The following is a 19,374-nucleotide window of genomic DNA, read 5'->3' as shown; positions in this document are numbered from 1 at the left end:
CTTCATCGTGCAGGAAAGTGCGCCGCCCTGGCTAGCCGAGTGCCGCAGTTATCGAGTGAGCACCCTACGAAAATAGCGACAGTCATCATGCGGGATGTCAGGTTGCGCTGCGTAGTCGACGCGTACTGCTGTGTCATCGTAGGGCTAATATCGCCTACGGCGCCTGCCATCGTTCCCAGTAGTTCGGTAGGCTGACCGCCGAAACTGCAGCCGATCATCGGCGCACGACCTTGCAGTTTCTCGGACCCGAGTGGAGAGGCGGAGGTCGGCATATGTCTGCGGCGAAGCGCAGGGCTGTGGTGCTACTTAGCGGAGGGCTCGACTCGGCCACGGTGCTGGCGATGGCGGTGCACGAGGGGTACGAAGCGTATGCGCTGAGCTTCCGCTATGGCCAGCGGCACACGGTGGAGCTCGAAGCCGCGAGCCGTGTAGCCGCGAACCTCGGAGCAGTCAAGCACCTCGTCGCTGACATCGATTTGCGCGTCTTCGGTGGCTCGGCGCTGACCGACGACGCTCTCGCTGTGCCGCACCACGATAGCGCCGACGACCTCGGTAGCGACATTCCGATCACGTACGTGCCCGCCCGGAACACGATCTTCCTGTCCTTCGCGCTGGCATGGGCAGAGACCCTGGATGCCTCGGATGTGTTCATCGGGGTCAGCGCACTCGACTACAGCGGCTATCCCGACTGCCGCCCGGAGTACATCGCCGCCTACGAGCAGATGGCCAACCTTGCCACCAAGGCCGGCGTGGAGGGTCGCCAGCGGCTGCGTATCCACACGCCGCTGATCCAGCTGACCAAGGCCGAGACGATTCGCCGAGGTCTGGAGTTGGGCGTGGATTACTCCTGGACACACAGTTGCTATGACCCGGCCGACGGGCGGGCATGCGGTACCTGCGACTCCTGCCTGTTGCGTGGTCGCGGCTTCGCGGAACTCGGCCGCACAGATCCCGCTCTGGCGCCGACGGCTGGGTGAGGTCGATGTACCGCGTTAAGGAGATCTTTTACACGTTGCAGGGTGAGGGAACCCATGCGGGCCGGCCCGCGGTGTTCTGCCGGTTCACCAGTTGCAACCTGTGGACCGGGCGTGAGTCGGACCGGCATCGCGCTATCTGCCGGTTCTGCGACACCGATTTCGTTGGCACGGACGGCCCAGGTGGGGGTCGTTTTCGGTCTGCGGCTGATCTGGCCGCGGCTGTGGCCAAGACCTGGCAGGGGAAGTCCCATCCTCGTAGCCGCCCCTACGTCGTCTGCACCGGCGGCGAGCCGCTGCTGCAACTGGACGAGGCCGCTGTGCAAGCTCTCCACGGCGAGGGCTTCACGGTCGCGGTCGAGACAAACGGCACTCGGCCAGCGCCGGCCGGGATTGACTGGATCTGCGTCAGCCCCAAGGCGGGCGCGGACCTCGTGCTTACCCGCGGCCATGACCTCAAGCTCGTCTACCCGCAGGTCGGCGCTGAGCCGCAACTGTTCGAAGACCTCGCCTTCGAGCACTTCCTGCTGCAGCCCATGGATGGCCCTGATAGGGCGGCCAACACCGATGCTGCCGTGCGGTATTGCCTTGACCATCCGCAGTGGCAGTTGAGTCTGCAGACACACAAGTACATAGGAATTGCCTGATGGAGATTTTCCGGGAGTTCACCTTCGAAGCCGCGCACCGGCTGCCGAACGTGCCAGTCGGGCACAAGTGCGCCCGCCTACACGGCCATTCCTACCGGGTTCAGGTCCAGGTCCACGGCGACGTCGACCCCGAAGCGGGCTGGGTCATGGACTTCGGCGAGCTCAAGAAGGCGTTCCAACCGCTCCTCGACCAACTTGACCACTACTACCTCAACGAGGTGCCCGGCCTGGAGAATCCGACCAGCGAAGTGCTGGCCCGCTGGATCTGGGACCGGCTAATCGATCAACTTCCCCTGTCGACTGTCATGGTCCGGGAGACGTGCACCTCCGGCTGCATCTATCGAGGAGAGCGGTGATGCTTCCCGACGTGCAGGCGCTGCCCGACCAGCGGGGGGTTTCCCTCGATGAGGTCGGCATCGAAGGGCTGCGCTACCCGCTGCTAATCGCTGATGGCCAGGGGGCTAAACGCGAAACCGTCGCCACCGTCGACATGTCGGTCACCCTCGACGCCGAGGTCAAAGGCGCCCACCTGAGCCGATTCGTGGAAGTGCTGCACACCTGGCGAGACGAGGTCGCGTCGGACAGTGCGCTGCGCCTGGTGGAAGACCTCCGTATGCGCATGGGCAGCAGCAGCGCCCGCGTCCGTCTCACCTTCACTTACTTCTTGGAGCGGCAGGCCCCGGTCACCGGCGCGCGGTCCTTCAGCGAGTACCAGTGCGCGTTGACGGCCAGCGTGAGCACAGCCAATCCGGTCCTGACATTGCAGGCCCGCGTGCCCGTAACGAGCGTGTGTCCCTGCAGCAAGGCCATCAGTGATCGAGGGGCGCACAACCAACGCGGCTACGTCACCATCGAAGTCCACCCGGTCGGCCCGGGAGAACTATGGTTCGACGACCTAATCGATGTCGCCGAGGCTTCGGCATCCTCACCGGTCTACGCGCTGCTCAAACGGCCGGACGAGCGTCACGTCACCATGGCCGGCTACGACAATCCGGTCTTCGTCGAAGACATGACCCGCCACGTTGCCCTGGCGTTGCGCGATGACCCTCGTGTGAACCGATTCCGGGTGCGCGTGGTCAACGACGAAAGCATCCACAACCATGCCGCCTACGCGCGGCTCGAGTGGACCGACTCCACGACTGGCGGCGACGCGTGAGGTCGAGATCCAGCATGGCCGACCGTCCCGTGCACCTCGTGGTCACCTGCGCCAACCGCAAGACCCGCGTTGTGCCCGATCACCTGCGGCTCGGCAGCCTGCACGAACAGCGGCCAGGGCAACGTTTCGCCACCTGGGCCTCCCGGCTGTCCACCTTCGATGCTGACCGAGTTGCCGCCTTGGACCTGTACGCCGGCGAACACTGGCAGGTTGCCCGCAGCCTTCCCGCCACGCTGCCGCAGACTACGAAACTGTGGGTGTGCTCCGCTGGCTACGGGCTGATCGCAGCCGACACACCGGTCGCGCCCTACGCAGCCACCTTCACCGCGGGGGAGGCCGACTCGGCCGGCTCCTCGTCGGCCGCCATGCGCGACTGGTGGAGCAGACTCAACCGATGGAGCGGCCCTGACACCCATGCCCCCCGCTCCTTCACAACGCTGGCTCGCCAGAATCCTCACGCGGTCGTCATCGCCGTGCTGTCCGAGGCGTACCAGCGCGCCTGCGCCGACGACCTACGCCAAGCCGCAGACTGCCTGGCCGACCGCGAACAGTTGGCCATCATCGGCCCGCCCGGGCGGTGCCCGGACATCGACGACCTCATCGTGCCGGTTACCGCCGCACTTCGGCCGCTGGTCGGCGGCAGCCTGCAAGCGCTCAATGTTCGCGCCGCCGCCCACCTGCTCACCGCAGCAGCCGACGACCTGTCTCACGCCAACCTACGCAAACTCGCCGAACAAGCCACCACCACCGCGCCGCCTGACCCCAGCCGGCGACCCATCGGGCAGAAGCTCAGCGACGACGCACTGCGCGACCTTATCCGGCACCGCCTGGCCAACGGGCCCACCACCGCGACCAGCCTGCTGCGCCAATTACGTCAGTCCGGGCAGTCCTGCGAACAGTCCCGATTCCGCACCCTGTTCGCCGACGTCGCGGCCCAGGTGAGGCGCTGATGCCCGCCGCCCCCTCCATCAGGAACCTTGTCCGCCGGGCGCTGCGGATCGACCAGAGCAGCACCTACCCCTTCTTCATGTTCGCGTTGCGCGCCGACGAGGTCCTGCAAATCGCCGACATCTCTCGAGTGAGTCGCGACGAGGCCGGCAACCTCATCGGCTACCAGCGCCCCGAGGTACGCCGGCACGTCGAGGAAATCATCGACTATCTCAACACCGACGGCGCGCTGTTCCCGAACCCGATTATCCTCGCGCTGTCCTCTCGCGCGAAGTTCGAGTCCAGCCGCGGCCCCGGCGCCGGCGACGGGCTGGCCACTGCCGGCAAGCTGACCATTCCACTACCGGCAAAGGGCAAGCCGAAGCCAGCTTGGATAGTTGACGGCCAGCAGCGGGCCCTCGCCCTGACGCGGGCCCAACGCCGCGGCTTTCCGGTCCCCGTCACTGCCTTCGTCGCCGACAGTGTCACCCTCCAGCGCGACCAGTTTCTGCGGGTCAACAACACCCGACCCTTGCCGCGCGGGCTCGTCACCGAACTGCTGCCCGAGGTCGACAGCCCACTGCCCCCTCGTCTGGCGATCCGCAAGGCGCCCGCCGCGCTGTGTGACGTCCTCAACACCGATCCGAACTCGCCCATGTACGGGCTGATCAAACGGGCCTCCACAAGCCGGGAACAGACACCCCACGCGGTGATCACCGACACCGTGGTGGTGAACATGCTCAATGAGAGCCTAACCTCATCGTCAGGCTGCCTCTTTCCGTACCGCGACGTCAGCCGCAACGAGACCGACTTCGAAGCGATCCTGCAGGCCTTGTACGTCTACTGGGCTGCGGTGCGCGACACCTTCCCCGACGCCTGGGGACTGCCGGCTACCAAGAGCCGCCTCATGCACGGCGCCGGGATCCGCGCGATGGGCCGGCTGATGGACCGCATCCTAGGCGCCGTCGACCCCCGCAACTCCAACGCACCGGAGACCATCCGCCAACACCTTGCCCTCATCGCACCGCACTGTCATTGGACCGCTGGCGTCTGGGACGACCTAGGCCTGCGCTGGAACGAGATTGAAAACATGCACCGGCACATCCAGGAACTGTCCAACTACCTCATCCGCCTCTACCACAACACCCGGGCAGAGCTGTCGTGAGGTTCTTCTTCCCTGACAGCCAGGACCAAGTCGACCCGGGCTTCGACTTCGTCACCGAAGAACGCGACCCGTTCCGCGTCCGGCAACGCGACGACCTGTACGCCCACGAGGTACTCACCCAAGCCCCCTTCGACGGGCTGCTGGTCTCCAAGGCCATCGTCGACGGCAAGGCCGGCGGAGGAACCGGCAAGTACACAGCCGCGCAACGCCACCGCCTTTACCGCGAGGGCGCCCGACGCTTCTTCCGCCTCGACCGCGGCCACACACCACTGAAGATCATGGGCGACTGTGGAGCGTTCTCCTACGTCGCTGAGGAGTACCCGCCCTACAGTGTCGACGAAGTCATCGACTTCTATGACGGCTGCGGATTCCACTACGGCATCGCCGTAGACCACGTCATCTTCCAATACGAGCCCAAGACAGCCCGCAACGACGAGCGCGCCGCCGAGTGGGTACGTCGCCAGGAGATCACCCTTGCTCTGGCTGCGGAATTCTGGCAGCGCTGCAAGGCCCGCCGAGTTTGCTTCACCCCCCTCGGCGTGGCCCAAGGCTGGAGCCCGCAGTCCTACGCCGACGCCGTCGTCGCACTACAACGCATCGGCTACCAACGCATCGCACTCGGGGGCATGGTCCCCCTCAAGACCCAGGAGATCCTCGCCTGCCTCGCCGCGATCGACCAGGTCCGTGAGCCCACCACGCAACTGCACCTGCTGGGCATCAGCCGCTGCGACGACGTCCCCACCTTCGCCACCCATGGCGTCACCAGCTTCGACAGCACCTCACCGTTCCGTCAAGCATTCAAGGACGACCGCGACAACTACTACACACCCACCGGCACCTACGTCGCCTTGCGCGTACCCCAAGTCGACGGTAACCCCAAGCTCAAGGCCCGCATCCGCTCCGGCGAGATCAGCCAAGCCCAGGCACTCGCCCTGGAACGCACCGCATTGACCCGGCTCCGCCAGTACGACGCCGACGAAATCGACGTCGACCCGGTCGTCCAAGCACTTGTCGACTACAGCGCCGTGTGGGACGGCAAGTCCGACCGCAGCGCGCAGTATCGTGCGACCCTGACAGACCGGCCCTGGCGAGACTGCCCCTGTGACCTGTGCAAGGCGATCGGCATCGAAGTCGTGATCTTCAGAGGCACCGAACGCAACAAACGGCGCGGCTTTCACAACCTCTACGTGTTCGAACAGCGACTGCGCCCACAACGAGAAAGGACTCGCGCGTGACCACGACCCGACGTGACCTCCCCGCAGGCACCCCTCCCGAACTCCGGCTGCCCGCGCTGAAGATCCAGCAGGGTCGCGGACGCAGCCTCTACACCTTCGCGATGGACGGCAAACTCGTCCCGCAGATCGCCACCGTCTCGCGCATTCGACGCGACGAGACGACCGAACTGCACGGCTACCAGCGACCCGAAGTTCTCGCCCACGTGGCGGCTATTCGCCGGTACATCGAAACCGACGACAGCCCGCTGTTGCCCAACGCCATCGTCATCGCCTTCGACGAACGCGTGCGCTTCGAACCAACCCCCACCACCGGCGCTGGCCCCAGCTACGTGGAGACGGGAACTCTGGTAATCCCGCTCATCGACGGACCGGAACACAACCGGCCAGGGTTCATCGTCGACGGCCAACAGCGCTGCGCCGCCATCCGCGACGCCAACATCGACGCGTTCCCAGTGAGCATTAGCGCCTTTATCGCCAACGACACCGCCGACCAGCGCTCCCAGTTCATCCTGGTCAACTCCACCAAAGCACTCCCCAAGGGCCTCATCCACGAGTTGCTGCCAGGCGCCTCCGGTGCCCTGCCCACCCCGTTGCGGGTCCGCCAACTGCCTGCCACTTTACTCGAAAAGCTCAACTTCGATGAGCTGCGGTCCCCGCTCTACCGGATGATCCAGATGCCCACCAACCCAGGCGGCCACATCAAAGACAACTCGGTATTGCGGATGCTAGAGAACAGCCTTTCCGACGGAGCCCTTTATCGATTCCGCAACGACGAAGCGCTGCCCTACACCGGCGAGATGTTCACCCTGCTGTGCAACTTTTGGGCTGCGGTCAAGCAGGTCTTTCCTGATGCGTGGAACAAGCCTCCTCGCAGGTCACGTCTGATGCACGGTGCGGGGATCATCAGCATGGGGTACCTCATGGACGCGATCAGCCACGTCCGCGACGACGGCAACGGCATCATTGAGTCGGACGAGTTCGCCGCCGACCTCAAGGTAATCGCTGACGACTGCCGCTGGACCGAGGGCGAATGGGTCTTTAGCGATGGCGTCGTGCGCAAGTGGAACGACATCCAGAACACTCCACGAGACATTCAGCGTGTCGCGGACTTCTTGCAGAACCGCTATCGATCCAACCAGGTTGCGCGAGGACGATAGCCACGGCTGCATGAAGCTCGTTCGAGGCCCTTCGTGGCCCCGGCCGAAGCAACAAGCCGCAACGTGATCCATGTGCCTGCGCGCCTTCTGCGAGAAAATTGCCTGGGTGTTCCCCGATGCGTGGGGGAAGGGGCGTCGGCATGGCATGGCCTCCGCGCTGTGCCGTCCCCACGTCGCAGTCATTGACACAGCGATACGCCAACAGGTCGGTCACACGGAGTCGGCGGCGGACGAACCGCCGCTGGCTCCGTACTGGTCCCGGAACCACGATTCGGCAGCTTCGATCATGGACGTCGAACCCTTGCCCGCCGCGTACCGGATGGGCCTCCCACCTCGCTCCGCCTTGAGCGCGTTGGTCGCGGCATGGGCCGCGGCGCGGTCCATCACGATGAACACATCCGCCGAACGAGCTGCAGCACGCAGCGCCTCGGTCGCCACGTGATCGGCGCAGATGACCACGTCAAGGCCCGGGTGGCGTTCGCGGAGAATCCGTGCGGTACGGTCGAGGGCCTGTTCCTGCAGCGAGTACAGGGCAACCCGGGTGCCAGGACGTACGGACGGTTCCTGCTCCTGGACTGCTGGCGACGGTGCTGGGACGTCGAGGGCCAGGTCGAAAGACGGGCCCAGATCAACCGCCACGGCGAGCGCAGCCGACGGTACCCGGGCGGCATTGTGCGGGCCAATGCGCGACAGCATCGGTACGGCGAAGGTGTTGAGGTTGCCGGCGGCCTCGGGGCGGTGAGCGAGGAGTTGTTCGAGCAGATCCAGGCCGGTCGGTAGATCGGCGTTGGTGAGAAACGGGTCCCAACCGGCCCGGACGAGTTCGACGACCTCCTCGTATGCCTGCACGCTGAGGCCCAGTTCGACCAGATCACCGACGAGATGCACGATTCGGCCGGCGCGATGCCGGTCGCCGCTGCTGTCGTGATAGGCCCAGAGTTCGAGGACCCGATGGCTGAGGCTACGAACGTCGTCGATCGGGGCGTCACTGCTCTTGAGGTCGCGGACCAGATCGACGCAGACATCGATCCCTGGGGATAGCCGTTCGGGCCAAACACCATCCATTGCCTGCAGGATCGCCCTGCACACGGCGTCGGTGCCCCCCGGTGCCCGCAGTTCGGCGACGCCAGTGCGTTCGATGGACGCTCGCAGGTACTCCAACTGTTGCGGGCTAGTTGAATCCGAGAACAGACGGGCCAGCCTGTCGGGAAGCGGGGCAGACTCGAGCGGGCGCTCCGGTCGCCAGGAGCCGAGCGCACCGCGGATGGCGTCCTCGCCGTGCTCGGCTCGGTGCCGTTCGAGGAGCGTAATGGCCTTCGCGGTGAAGGTGTGGGTGGTCGCCTCCACGACGGCCGGGAGATCGGCGCGGTCGGTCGGAAGAAGGGTCAGCAGGTCGATCGCGGCGTCGAAGCGTCCCGCCTCAATGGCCTGCTTGGCGCTTTTCCGCAGGTCGTGGACCGTTTCAGTGGTCTCTTCCACTGCAGGGCCGGGGTTACTCGTTGCGGTGTGGAGTAGGGCGGCGATGCCAGGATCGCTGGTCCAGCCGGCCTCGGCGAGCCGTTCCCGCAGTTGATCGGGCGACTCGGCGGCGGCGAGCGCCCACAACGTGTAATAGCGTGCGCCGGCAACCGACCGGATCGCGGACACCGAGTCGATGAGACCGTTGAAGCGCGTGGCGATCGGGGCGAACGTCGCGAGATCCGGTGGGTCCGTCAACTTGGACGTTGCGAGACGTGCGAGTGCGTCGGAAGCCAGGATCGGGCGGGGAAGCCGCAGCAGCGTGTCCAGTTCGGGGTGCTGCTCAAGCTCGTCCCATCTGTCGAACGCGGCGAGCAGCTGAATTTGCAAGAAGAGTCGGTTTGCTTGCGACAGCCGATGGTCTGCGGCTAGGACCTCATAGGCGGCTTGAGCGGCGTGTTCCGCACGCGCGGCACAGGCATCGGTCAGATCGCCGATGAGGCGTCCGATGGGCAGGGAAATGCGCGCCTGCCGCTGCGGTGCTGACCTTAACGATGCCAGCAGCGTCTGCACCGATTCGCGCACCCAGTTGCGGGCTGCTGCTTGGTTGCCGACGCGGAAGCGATAGACGTAACGTCTGTCGCCTGTGAAGGCAACGGCTGCCCGCTCCAGTGGGTCAATGCCGTTGCTGCTAGCCAGGCTTCGGCCGTCGAAGTCGGTCCAGGTTCGCCCGACGTGCGACTGCAGCAGTTCTCGGAGGGTTCGGGACTGATCCGAGGTGAACGCTAGGGCGAAGTAGTGGGTGCTTCCGTCGATGCGGGCAGGTAGCACCACCGGCTTCGGAGGGTCCTCGGCGATGAGGACGTCGGCGGTCGCCACGACCTCGTCAAGCGCGGCTATTCCGCTGCCAGGGCGGAGGGAATTGGGCGGTCCGAAGAACGAGTCGCGAAACGATGGCCACCGTTGTAGCACGGTCAGCGCGGTGATGGGCTCGCTCATGCGAACAGGCTCATCAGTTCAGTGGTGACGGTTGCGACGTGCACGGGGTCCGTTGAAACGGTCACTAGTTCGCCATTCATCTCGACTCCGCGGTATGTCAGGTTCATGGATCCGTGGATGATCCAGTCGTCGCCACCGATCGCCTTCTCGTGGTCGAGCACGGTGCCCGGTACGTGCACCGATCGCCGCGGATGGAACTGAGCTTCGGTGCCGTCCCGTCGCGCCATGTCGCTAAGGCGTTTCACGAATGCCGCCTCGGCTGGGCCTGGGCCGCAATGGAGGTAGACGCTGGTCTGCTGGGCGAGAAGGGTCCGCAGGATCGCCGACAGTCGGATGACTCGGGCGCCCCACATGTTGTCCAAGACGTTGAAACGGCCGCCTCGGTTGTCCAGCAACGGCACGTCCGTGATCCACGGTGAGGCGATCAACAGCCGGCGTCCCGGTGCTAAGAGTTCACTGACCAGCAGTCCCTGGAGGGCTTCGCTGATGAGCCGGTGCGGACGAGCCGCGAGGCGATGGATGTGACGGGTGCTCATTGCGGTGCCTCTTCCAGTGACACGTCCACGGCCAACGTGCCGTCGCGGCGTAAAGCGGCTTCCACGTGCGGGTGCACGTGCAGCCAGCCCAGGTCGACCGGATTGGTGACCAGGTGCTGGACGGCGTGCTTGAGGCGGGTGCGGTCGTCGCTGCCGGAAACCAGTTGGCAGCGTCCTGATGCCGCGATGTGTTCGGTGAGTTGGCAAACCCAGTCGGCATCGTCGACGTCGACCTCGTCGATCGGGTCGGGCAGTGCATCAAGCACGAAGGTCCGTTCAGTCAGCGGGGCTTCGGTGACGAAGCGGTTCGATGCTACGAGTGATTGCGCGCGGCGGGCCTCGGCGGTTGGCCACAGCAGTCCTTGCAGTACGGACTGCGCCCACTTCTCACTTTCGCCCGCGCCCTCAGGAATCGCTTTGATGAGCGTAGCCACGATGTTGGGGTCGGCCGCAAGGGCCATGCAGATGCTGCGATGATCGATTGCGAAGCCTGCGCGGACCTCGATGTCCTTCCATGCCTTGAGGCATTCTCTGATGAGAGAGTCAGACTCTGGCCCGGAGTTCGCTCGGAATACGCGGCTAGCCAAGGTGGTGACGGTGACGTGGGCTGGGCTCACGCCGTGGTTCGTGAGGGCTGCGACCAGGTCCTGCCAAGCGTGGAGCCGTTGATGTGCGGCAGCCCGAAATCTCTGCGCGGCGTCAGCGATCTCGGGTTCCGTGGTGAGCAATGTCAGCGTATGGCGCAGTGACCGGTCGACGTCCTCTAGATCAGATGGCTGGAGGGCTGCGAGCACGAGGTAGTCGAACCGCCGCGGGTCGTCGCTGATGCGAGAACTGAGGGTTTCGATCATGCCGCCACCCCCGATCATGGCGTCGCTGAGCACAAAGGTGGCGGTGGGGCCGTCACCAATCGGGTCGACGTCGATGACGGTGTCGAGGTCGGCATCGAAGTCAGGGCAGAGTTCCTGGGCGGCGGCTTGCCAGGCGGCGGCCATGGTCTGCACGAAGCGAATTCGCAACCAGGGCAACCAATCGTCGCCCGGTTCCGCTGTCAGGAGGCCGACGGTTTCGGCGATGGCCTGCGCGATTGGCCCATCGGTCAACGCGTCGAGGAGTTGTTGCTGGCGTGGGCCTAGGCCATGATCCGTTGAATCAGCGTCGTCGGAGTCCTCGTCTAGCCCGATGACGCCGTCGCGAATTAGGTCGGCGACTAGTTGTCGCCAACGTGTGGACGGCAACGCTGATAAGTGGGCCGGGTCGGTGTTGTCGCGTACGGCTGCGGCACCAGCGGCGACGATCGACTCAGCGAGGTTTCGGGCAAGGAAGCGATCGACTGCGAGGGCGTGTAGCCGCTCGCGGAGTTGGTCGACGAAGAAGTCTCGTCGGAGTTGCCGGAGCCGTTGCTGCGGGCGATGAAGTTCGAACGCCGACAGTGTCTGTGGGACGGTCACGGTGACGATCTGGGCGTCGACGGTAGCGTCGTAGCCGACGGCTGCCGGTTGACCGTGCCACGTGAAGCTGTTGTTCAGTTGCTGGCGGCCTCCGCCTCGCCGTGCCACGTTGGCCGATGTGTGCGTCGCGTACCGCCAGGACTGAAGAGCGCCGCGGGCGGTGTGGAGATATGCCTGTACGGAGACGACGTTGCCGACAAGTGGGCCGGACCGTGGGCGGACGAGCGTGAGGCCGTCGTTCGGTCGTCGCCAGCGCACGTGCCAGTTCAGTCGGCCAATCGACGATGGCTGCACCTCAGGTGGCGGGACTTGTGGTGCGGTGATCAGAGGGCGCACCAGTGGAATTGGTCCGCTATCGCCGGCCACCTCGCCGATGACGAGACCCTCGTGGGCGAGTCCCTCTTCCAGAGCGACTGGTGCTCCGTCGTCCGCTGGGTTGATCCAGAGCCCGCGGCCTCGCTCAACGGCCCACCGCATGGTCACTTTGCCAGGCGCTAGTTCATTCAGGGCCATCTGGACGGCGATCGACTCGTTGGCCGCCTGGTCGTAGCCGGGCGGCGCGCTGATCGCTACTTCAGGCAGACACAGGTCGCTGAACAGCGCTTTGGGGATGAACTCCGGGAGGGGTGAATCGTTCACCCACTCTTCGCGCCCAGCAACTGATTCGCCGTCCACGTATGCGGCCCAGTGGCTCACGAGCCGGCGCCGAGCAGTGGGTACCGCGTCGAGTAATAGTGACCGGGGTTGCTCCCAGCACACCGCTTCGAGTTCATCCCGGCTCAACTGCAGTGAGGCCCCGACGAAGGTCATCAGATCTTGACGGTCGGGTCCGCCGTTCATGACCCGAGTGAGCAACTGGGCCACCTCGTCGCAAAGGTCCGAAGCCGTGGCATCCGGCTGAGTGAACACGATGCGGGTGTTACGGTCATTGGTTCCTCGGGCCGCCACGCCCAACTTGTAGGCCGCCCAGTCGATCATGCACATGGCCGCTTGCATTTTGCGCACAGACTGGTTGCCCATGGGCAGGCGCTTTGCTGGCAGATCGGGGGCGAGCAACGTTTCGTAGTCCTGGTAGGCCGTGCGGTCGCGCCCGAAATCTGAGAGCACTACGACGGTCCATGGCCGTTGCGTTTGGGTACGACCGGCCCGTCCCCGCCGTTGCAGGAATGAGGCGACGTCGCGTGGGGCCTTGTGTTGCAGGACCGCGCCGACGGCGGGGTCGTCGAATCCGACCTCGAGCGAGGACGTGGTCACGACGATGTCCGCGCCCGCGCGGACGCCGGTGTCCTGCGACGATGTTCGGCCGATCGTCAGGCTCCGAGGGCCGAAACCGAGCAGTTCGGACATCCACCAGTGTTGGCCATCCATGTCACGTCGGTCCCAGTCGGTTACTGGCCCGGCGCCCTGCACCGTTTGCATCATGCGAAGCGCGGCTAGAGGGACGGCGCCGCGTCGCGCGTTGCCGGTATCGGTGAGCCCTTCGGCGGATTGCATCTGTCGATAGAGTCGATTGACCAGGTCGAGCTTGTCGCAGAACGCGAACACGCGGCTGCCGTAGGCGCTCAGCGGGGTCGGTTGCAGGTCCAAGATGCGACGCAACAACATGAGTGTTTGAATCGTGGTGGACAGCAGGGCAGTCTGCTGGGACGGGTCGCCCCGCAATACCGCTTGATACTCGCGTCCGCGCAACTCCAGGTCACCTTGGTCCGGTTCGACCGTCACCACTGCGCCGTCCGCTAAGCCGCACAGCTGTTCAAAGAAGCGGTCAGCGTTGGCCAGCGTAGCGCTCAAGCCGACCCAGGTGGTCGGCCTGTTGAGCAGATGGCGCCATCGCCTGAGGAGGTATGCGACTTGTGCGCCATTTGTACCGTCGTAGGTGTGTACTTCGTCGAGCAAGACCAGCGCGGGTTTGGCTCGAGCCTTCGGTCCGACCCCGAAGACATGCATGCTCCAGCCGTCGCTGAGCGATCGGTTGAGCATCTCGGTCGTGGTGAATAGCAGGTCGGGTGGGCGATTTCGCATGGTGGCGCGAGTCAGGGCCAGCTCGCCGTCGGCGACCACCCCGCCGCAGGTTGTGCAGGTCAGTCGCTCCTGACGTCGCATTCGCGGGACGCCGTAGTCCGAGAACAGCCATACCAGGTCACCGCCGCAACGGTCGTCCCCAACCCTCGTAGGGCAGGTAAGGAACGGGCAGATCCAACCGCTCGCCGCTCGACGCCACGCCCCGTTAGGCGCCCCTTTTGGTACTCCTTTGGAATTCCCGTTCGGGCTGTTGCCGAAGTAAGCGCCAATCCGGATTTGCCGACCGCCTGCCTCCCGCAGGCGGCGAGTCTCGTCAAGCGCTGAGGCGAGTTGGTCTTTGAGGAGTTCGTTACGTGGGTAGATCGCGACGACTCCGACGCCATGCGTGGATGTTGGTCGAGTCGCGAGATGGGTCAGTGCGGGCAGGTAGAAAGCGAGCGTCTTACCGCTTCCGGTGCCAGCGCTAACGATCACGCCGCGGTCGCGCTTAGCCATCGCAGCGAAAACGTCAGTGGTCGATTGGAGTTGGAACTCGGACAAATTTCGAGGGCGGTACTGGCCGTTTGCGTCGGGCGGCCCGTCGAGGATTAGGCGGGCAGTTTCGACCTGAACGCTGGAAAGCTGGGCGCCGGTCAGCCGCGCCGTGACTGCGTCGGTGTCGAGGTTGCGCCGAGGGAATCGCCGCGGTTCGTGTCGGAAGCGGAAGTCGGCGACCAAGCCGGGGGCGGCCTGCCACGGACGCCCAGGGAAGAGTTGGCGTAGATGCGCCATTAGCCGCATGGTTTCGGCCATGCGTGTGCGGTATTCCTTGGGCCAGCGCCGGTCCAGTTCGAACACCAGGTTGTGTTGCAAGAGTTGTTCGAGAATGTCGCGGGGATCGTAGGCAGGCGCTGCTGCGCCGATGGTCTGGATTAACTGCTCCTGCGTCCAACTCTCTTCCGTCAGGCCCCAGACCAGGTGGCGTGCCTCGATGTCCTCTAGCGTGTCAAGCACATGAAGGAGAGTCTTGGTGGGATCGCTTACCACTTGCGAACCCCGTATCCGTCTCCGCGTCCGTCCGTGTCCAGCCACTCGCGTACAGCTGCGGTAACCAGGGACCACGGTGCGCCAGCATCGCTGGCAGCCGCCTCGATGAACGTTTTGATCTCGGGCGGTAAGCTTGCCAGGCGTCTGGTCAGCTCGTGTTGGATGTCTTCCCAGTCTGCCGCGTGTTGTCGCCAGCCGTCGACAGCCGTCGGAAGCTGCTCGATCGGACCGGTGAATGGGCGTGACCATGCTGCCCGGATCCGTGAGATGCGTACCTGTAGTGACTCGCTACCTGGCATAACGGCGATTGGCTGATCAAGGCCTTCGGGCCGGAGGCGTTTCTGTTCGGCGTTGCCGGCTTTTTGCAGTGATTGCTCGAGATTCTTGGCGATGGTTTCGGCCGAGCTGAGCGAATCCTGCACCGCCCCGGCGCGCAGCCTTTCGGTTAGGTCCTGACTGGGGGCGGTCGCCTGGGTCGCTACTCTGCGAAGGTTGGTGATCGATCTGGCCACCTGGGCCGGCACCGACGGCCGAATGTGAGCGACACCACGGACGGCAAGTTCGGCATCGATGTCGCGGCACGTGGTGAGCCGTGCCGTCACGGCTTCGGCACGGTTGCACGCTGTAGAAATCGCGTTTCGCTCTGCCTCGGTCTTCTTCCTGTCAGCTTGGTCAGCCAGTGCCAACAGGGCCTGAGTGGCGCGATCTGCGAGCGAGCGGTGCGCCGGCTCAGCTGGGTCGTTGAGCGGCTCGGTCATCCCTTGGCCAGTCCTTCCAGCGTGTTCGCAAGATCCCTCAATGCGTTCTGTAGCCGGGCCCGGTTGTAGGTGTCCGCTGCTCCGCCGGCCCCGTCCGCCGGATCGCGGAGGGATTGCAGCAACCGATCACACAGGTGCCAGTACTGGAGCATTTCCGTGAGCATGGGGATGGGGTCGGACGTTAGTTCCCAGACTGCGCCTGGCGTTGGTGGGGATTGGACTGCTCGCGTGAGAGCTCGGAGGATGCTGAGCCGCTCGCCGTCTGGGCGTAGCCGGTCGTAAGATTCTTTGGCGTCTTGCCTGGTCAGCGCGGACGCGCGGTGCGCTTGCGTCACGAAGTCGTCCATGATCTTTGCGGTGGCCGGTAGGTCCTCGTCCTCGGCGACATAGCCGTTGATCTTTCCGACCAGGTCGCGGACCGGCGCCCATATGTCTTGAGCTGCCTTGGCCTGCTTGTCATGGAAGCCGGTCAGGGTCAGGCGCTCGCTCGCGTAGTCGCGGAGTTCGGCACCCAACTCAACTCCCCGAACACTCGGTAGAAGTGATGCGAGGACGGCGCCAGCGTCGAAAATTGAGGCGGCGCCCGTGCCTTTGCGCTGGGTGAGGCTGTCCCGGACCACGGTGAGCGCCTTGAGTCGGTACGGCTCGACCGCCGACAGGAACCCCAGTATTTTCGGGTTCAAACCGGCGGGGCGCTTTGGCCGGATCATAGTGGCTAGGGCACTCGCCGGCGAGTCAGCCCGTCGGCCGTCAACCGAGCTCAGTACGCCCAGGACGGCGAGCGCGGCTGTGACGTCAGCCTTCGCGTCGTGCATGACTGCCCTGACGACCTCGGCTTCGAGCCGGGCCAGCCGGTGCTGCATTTCGAAGAACCAGCGGCCTCCGTTCGGGCCTACAGGGTCGCCGGAGACAGCCGCAACGATGCCCTTCAAGAGGACGCCGTCGCGGTCGTTACTCCGAAACTCGATCGTGAGATCGTCCGGTGGTGTACTACCACCGCCAGCGGCATTTTCGATCACGACGTTGGCCGGTCTGATAGTTACCTGTCCGATCAGAATGCTGCTGGCGGATCGCTTGACGCTCAACCCGTGGGGACCGGTTTGGAGGCGGGCAGCGAGTGCGTCGAGAATCCACCGGCGGATCTTCTGAGTTGTGTTCCTGTCCAGGCGACTACCGGCGACCCATTTGTCGATCTCTGACGCCGGAGCTGGTCCCTTCGGTGCCGGCTCCACGGTGGGTTGGATGTCGCTGTCGTTGTCCGCGGCCAATTCGGTCAGTGCAACGCCGAAGATCGCGGCGATGGGCAGCAGCCCGTCGTCGGCGACCGGCGGGTTTGTCGCGTAGAAGGCGCGGAGGCTGATCTCGGCTTGCGCGCTGTTGGACTGCCGGGCGATCGTGTCACGCAACTCGACGGGTACGGACATGCGAGTGGGTGCGAGGCTCGCCCCAAACCGTGCCGAAGGAAACCGTCCGGGGGTCGACAGTTCGGCTTCGGCGATGGCAAGGGGTTCACGGATCACCGTGCGGAGGATGTTTCTGGGATCGAAACTTCGCGGGCTAGCCAAGGCGACGAGGTGGTCGACTGCGGCCGCGTTGAAGGGAAACAGCCCATGTCCTTCCCGTGTCACCCCGAACACCGGGTGACATCGGTCGCGGTACACGCAGTCGGTGCACTTGTTCGGCGTCGAGGCCCCGGCGCTCGCCGCCGCCGCAAGTTCCTCGCGGCCGACTCTACCGGCGTTGAGGTACCTGCCTACGAACGATCGACGGTCGCCCACGTCCACCGCGGCAAGATCGACGTCCATCGTGTAGTGCACACCGCGCTCGGCGAAGGTGGCATAGCGGTCATCGAGGTAACCGGTGGTGACGGCGATGACAGCTCTGATCCGGCACAGATTGTGGCGCGCCGGAATTGTCAAGGCTTGGGCGAGTTGCGCGTCGATGCCGTGGAGGAGGACCAAGTCTTCGACGAACAGCACCAGTTGCTGGTTGCGGCGAGCCAGTTCACCGCGAACGTCCTCGAAGACCTGCAAAAGATCGGTGGAGCCGCCAGTGAAGACATCAGCGGTGGCTCGGGGGAGGTAGTAGTCCAGGATTGTCGCCGCCGCGGCGCGGAAGCTGCGGTTCATAGCGAGATCGCGGACCCTACGCTGGATGTCCACGCCGGCGTCGAGGAACTCCTCGGGGTCGACCTTGAGATCAGCTTCGGTGAGGTGCAGATCCTCGGCGTTGACGTCGCTACCGGGTTCGTGTCCGTCCTTGGCGAGCTTCGCGATGCGTTCGATTGGGCCGCCCGACCGCGAAAGCTGTTGCTTGAACGTGTAGTCGCCTACGAGCCGAGCCACGCGTCCCCGGATCTCGGCGAGGTCGGAACCGGAGAGGTTTTGGATGATAGGGGCGTCGTCGAACTCGACCAGTCGGTGCAGGTGATTGAGCAGCGCGAGCATCGCCTCAGGTACGGTCGTCACGCGGGACGCGGCTCGCGCCAAGCTCGCCCGCAGAGATGCCGCCGACGGTGCGTCGATGCCGTCGATCACCTGCTCGATGATGCGCCGCAGCGACGTGTTCCGCTTTTCGATGTAGACGATGTGCCAGTCGTTGCGTGGCGGCGTGTTCACGCGCAGCCAGCGGACGAAGTGGCTCTTCCCCCGCCCGGCGATTCCTGTGATGAACCGGATCAGTGGCTCGTTCGAGACCAACGGTTGGCACATATCTGCGAGAACCTCCGCCTCGGTGACGGGTTCGCGTGCGCCTCCCTTCGCCACCCGGGCTAGCGGAACCGTTTGGTGGACGGCGCTGAACACTGCGTCGGCGGAGGGATCTCCGAACTCGAGACCGCCGGCGTCGACTTGGGCAGCGACTTGGATCTCGGAGTTGGACCAACAGGGGGGAATCGACGTCGCCGTCACGGCCGCTCCTTCGCTGAGCCCTGCGGATGCCAATCGATGTGAGAGATCCGGATGGACTCTGCGGTTTGACCCAACGCCACGGTGAGGGCGTCGGTGTCGCTCTCCACTGGAGGAAAGGTTAGATGGCCGTCAGCCTCCAACTGTCGCAACGACACCGACAGGCCCGGCGAGAGCTCCTGACCGCCATCGCTCTTCCAACGCGACCAGGGACCGCCGTCGCTAATCGGTAGGACGGCGGCGCAGCGCGCGACAAAATCGGCCGCTCGGAATCGCTGGGCCGGCAGTTGGGCCAGTTCGTGCCGAAGCGCCTGGCTGGCGTCGGCGACGAGTGACCGAGGGCTGAGTGGCTGGGCGAGGCCAAGGTAGGGCGCCCATCGGCACAACGGCAGGAACTGGGTGGAGTTGGTCACCGGCCAGTCCTTCTTGAGGGGACCGAACTCGCTGGCCTGCGCCTCGGCGAAGTGGCGACCCTGTCCCGTTTCAAACTCAAACGGACGCAGCGGTTCCCGGGCGGCGAACAAGACCCCCACCGCTTGGACGAGGTCTTCCACCTGAGCGGCGACACCGTCCCGATCTGATGCGGCGACGCTCCAGATCTGCGATCGGAGCGCATGACTGAACGACGCCGGGGTAATTGCGTCGGCGCTGCGCCACAGCCTCAAAGCCGTTTCGCTCGCCGCGACCTCGGCGTCATGCTGTGCAACGAATCCAAGTGAGATCAATGCCGCTAGGGATTTGTCGGCGATGATCCGGCCGCTCTCCGCGGTGTTGTCGGCGTCAGGGTCGTCGTCCTTGTCACGGTCCAGTGGCCTCATCGTCTCGACAAGTCCTTCGGGAGCCACCAGGGCCAGCAGTTCCGCCTTAGGGCAGCGGTTTCCCCGGTGCGCGATGACGGCTCGCGCGAGGTAGCGCATGGCCTCAGGCAGGATGTCGGGCGGATTGAGCAGCGGCATG

Annotated in this window: 14 protein-coding genes; 8 read left to right on the top strand and 6 right to left on the bottom strand. The window is 65.0% G+C overall.

Annotated features, from left to right (window positions below):
* The first annotated feature begins 272 nt into the window (after window positions 1-272).
* The 8 genes from queC to dbpB (OIE53_RS19685) are packed head-to-tail and all read left to right on the top strand — an operon-like array spanning window position 273 to window position 7,261.
* Complete coding sequence (queC, locus tag OIE53_RS19720) at window positions 273-977, top strand: 7-cyano-7-deazaguanine synthase QueC (RefSeq protein WP_327023014.1); 705 nt, start codon at window positions 273-275, stop codon at window positions 975-977.
* 5 nt (window positions 978-982) lie between these two features.
* Complete coding sequence (queE, locus tag OIE53_RS19715) at window positions 983-1,621, top strand: 7-carboxy-7-deazaguanine synthase (RefSeq protein ID WP_327023013.1); 639 nt, start codon at window positions 983-985, stop codon at window positions 1,619-1,621.
* Complete coding sequence (queD, locus tag OIE53_RS19710) at window positions 1,621-1,977, top strand: 6-carboxytetrahydropterin synthase QueD (protein WP_327023012.1); 357 nt, start codon at window positions 1,621-1,623, stop codon at window positions 1,975-1,977. The genes queE and queD overlap by 1 nt, the downstream gene beginning before the upstream one ends.
* Window positions 1,977-2,777, top strand: coding sequence for a GTP cyclohydrolase FolE2 (gene folE2, locus OIE53_RS19705; RefSeq protein WP_327027289.1), 801 nt, complete (start codon window positions 1,977-1,979; stop codon window positions 2,775-2,777). Before queD ends, folE2 begins: the two co-directional genes overlap by 1 nt.
* Before the next feature lie 14 nt (window positions 2,778-2,791).
* On the top strand, window positions 2,792-3,727 hold the full coding sequence (locus OIE53_RS19700) for a hypothetical protein (protein ID WP_327023011.1): 936 nt from the start codon (window positions 2,792-2,794) through the stop codon (window positions 3,725-3,727).
* Window positions 3,727-4,869 carry a DGQHR domain-containing protein DpdB gene (gene dbpB, locus OIE53_RS19695; RefSeq protein ID WP_327023010.1) on the top strand — a complete coding sequence of 381 codons (1,143 nt, stop codon included), beginning with the start codon at window positions 3,727-3,729 and terminating at the stop codon, window positions 4,867-4,869. Before OIE53_RS19700 ends, dbpB (OIE53_RS19695) begins: the two co-directional genes overlap by 1 nt.
* Entirely contained in the window at window positions 4,866-6,104 is a 1,239-nt protein-coding gene (gene dpdA, locus OIE53_RS19690) for a tRNA-guanine transglycosylase DpdA (RefSeq protein WP_327023009.1), read from the top strand. Before dbpB (OIE53_RS19695) ends, dpdA begins: the two co-directional genes overlap by 4 nt.
* Window positions 6,101-7,261, top strand: a complete 1,161-nt coding sequence (gene dbpB, locus OIE53_RS19685; RefSeq protein WP_327023008.1) for a DGQHR domain-containing protein DpdB — start codon at window positions 6,101-6,103, stop codon at window positions 7,259-7,261. Before dpdA ends, dbpB (OIE53_RS19685) begins: the two co-directional genes overlap by 4 nt.
* 210 nt (window positions 7,262-7,471) lie before the next feature.
* Here the strand turns inward: dbpB (OIE53_RS19685) and dpdD are convergent, their stop codons facing one another.
* Genes dpdD through dpdG form a run of 6 tightly spaced genes read right to left on the bottom strand, consistent with a single transcriptional unit; the run spans window position 7,472 to window position 19,373 of the window.
* The gene (gene dpdD, locus OIE53_RS19680; RefSeq protein WP_327023007.1) at window positions 7,472-9,718 is read right to left on the bottom strand and encodes a protein DpdD; all 2,247 of its coding nucleotides are present in this window, start codon (window positions 9,716-9,718) and stop codon (window positions 7,472-7,474) included.
* Window positions 9,715-10,254, bottom strand: coding sequence for a phospholipase D-like domain-containing protein DpdK (gene dpdK, locus OIE53_RS19675; RefSeq protein WP_327023006.1), 540 nt, complete (start codon window positions 10,252-10,254; stop codon window positions 9,715-9,717). The genes dpdD and dpdK overlap by 4 nt, the downstream gene beginning before the upstream one ends.
* Window positions 10,251-14,720 (bottom strand): protein DpdJ, encoded by a 4,470-nt coding sequence (dpdJ, locus tag OIE53_RS19670; RefSeq protein WP_327023005.1) that lies wholly within the window; start codon window positions 14,718-14,720, stop codon window positions 10,251-10,253. Before dpdJ ends, dpdK begins: the two co-directional genes overlap by 4 nt.
* Window positions 14,721-14,746: 26 nt before the next feature.
* A complete protein-coding gene (locus OIE53_RS19665) occupies window positions 14,747-15,511 on the bottom strand; it encodes a hypothetical protein (RefSeq protein ID WP_327023004.1) in 765 nt (254 codons plus the stop codon).
* On the bottom strand, window positions 15,508-18,420 hold the full coding sequence (locus OIE53_RS19660) for an ATP-binding protein (protein ID WP_327023003.1): 2,913 nt from the start codon (window positions 18,418-18,420) through the stop codon (window positions 15,508-15,510). The genes OIE53_RS19665 and OIE53_RS19660 overlap by 4 nt, the downstream gene beginning before the upstream one ends.
* A complete protein-coding gene (gene dpdG / locus OIE53_RS19655) occupies window positions 18,417-19,373 on the bottom strand; it encodes a protein DpdG (RefSeq protein WP_327023002.1) in 957 nt (318 codons plus the stop codon). Before dpdG ends, OIE53_RS19660 begins: the two co-directional genes overlap by 4 nt.
* Window position 19,374: the final 1 nt, after the last annotated feature.

The sequence above is a fragment of the Micromonospora sp. NBC_01739 genome, assembly GCF_035920385.1.
GTDB lineage: Bacteria > Actinomycetota > Actinomycetes > Mycobacteriales > Micromonosporaceae > Micromonospora.
This window is presented reverse-complemented; position numbering and strand designations above follow the sequence as displayed.

Excerpts from the sequence above, each read along its gene's own strand:
- OIE53_RS19700 (WP_327023011.1), top strand. The coding sequence starts at position 2,792 with ATGGCCGACCGTCCCGTGCACCTCGTGGTCACCTGCGCCAACCGCAAG.
- dpdK (WP_327023006.1), bottom strand. The coding sequence starts at position 10,254 with ATGAGCACCCGTCACATCCATCGCCTCGCGGCTCGTCCGCACCGGCTC.
- folE2 (WP_327027289.1), top strand. The coding sequence starts at position 1,977 with ATGCTTCCCGACGTGCAGGCGCTGCCCGACCAGCGGGGGGTTTCCCTC.
- dpdD (WP_327023007.1), bottom strand. The coding sequence starts at position 9,718 with ATGAGCGAGCCCATCACCGCGCTGACCGTGCTACAACGGTGGCCATCG.
- dbpB (WP_327023010.1), top strand. The coding sequence starts at position 3,727 with ATGCCCGCCGCCCCCTCCATCAGGAACCTTGTCCGCCGGGCGCTGCGG.
- queD (WP_327023012.1), top strand. The coding sequence starts at position 1,621 with ATGGAGATTTTCCGGGAGTTCACCTTCGAAGCCGCGCACCGGCTGCCG.
- OIE53_RS19665 (WP_327023004.1), bottom strand. The coding sequence starts at position 15,511 with ATGACCGAGCCGCTCAACGACCCAGCTGAGCCGGCGCACCGCTCGCTC.
- queE (WP_327023013.1), top strand. The coding sequence starts at position 983 with ATGTACCGCGTTAAGGAGATCTTTTACACGTTGCAGGGTGAGGGAACC.
- queC (WP_327023014.1), top strand. The coding sequence starts at position 273 with ATGTCTGCGGCGAAGCGCAGGGCTGTGGTGCTACTTAGCGGAGGGCTC.
- dpdG (WP_327023002.1), bottom strand. The coding sequence starts at position 19,373 with ATGCCGCTGCTCAATCCGCCCGACATCCTGCCTGAGGCCATGCGCTAC.